This window comes from Chryseobacterium hilariae (assembly GCF_051400735.1).
Lineage (GTDB): Bacteria > Bacteroidota > Bacteroidia > Flavobacteriales > Weeksellaceae > Chryseobacterium.
Genome location: NZ_JBLFFJ010000017.1, coordinates 1 through 750 on the forward strand (window position 1 = coordinate 1; position 750 = coordinate 750).

Below are 750 nucleotides of genomic sequence, written 5' to 3' on the forward strand. Positions count from 1 at the left end.
TACCATTATGCAGGAATTGACGTGTCCTTGGAATGCTCGAGCATCTGCCTTGTCGATGGGACAGGCAAGATTTTGCGCGAGACGAAGGTCTCCAGCGAGCCGGAAGCGCTGATCGCCTGGTTCGGTTCGTTGGGGGTGACGTTGGATCGGATCGGGCTGGAGGCGGGCCCATTGTCGCAATGGCTCTATGCGGCTCTGCGGGACGCTGGTCTTGCGGTCGAGCTTCTGGAGACGCGGCACGTTCGCGATGCCTTCAAGGCGATGCCAGTCAAGTCGGACCGCAACGATGCACGCGGGATAGCTCAGCTGATGCGCCTCGGCTGGTTCCGGCCGGTGCATTGCAAGTCGATCGGGGCACAGGAGACGCGGGCCATTCTGACGACCCGCAAGCTGCTGCAATCCAAGCTCCACGACATCGAGAACAGCCTTCGCGGAGTGCTTCGCGGCTTTGGGCTGAAGGTCGGCAAGACTACCGAGCGTACCTTCGCCGAACGCATCCGAGAACTCGTTGCAGGCCATCCTGGACTTAAGGTCGTGGCGAAGGCGCTGCTCGAAGCCCATGCCGTGTTGCGGCGCGAGTTCAACAGTCTGGACAAGCAAGTGGCACGGCTCGCCAGATCACACCCGCAGGCCAGTCTTTTGATGACGACGCCGTCGGTCGGCCCGATTGTGGCGCTGACTTATGCCTCGGCGATCGACGACCCGATGCGCTTCCGCTCGTCGAAGGCGACAGGAGCGCATTTTGGCCTC

At 61.9% G+C, this 750-nt stretch carries 1 protein-coding gene; it reads left to right on the forward strand.

Annotation, left to right across the window (positions count from 1 at the left end):
* Positions 1-750: IS110 family RNA-guided transposase (locus ACMGDK_RS19735; protein ID WP_436809513.1), on the forward strand; the 750-nt coding region annotated here is incomplete at both ends.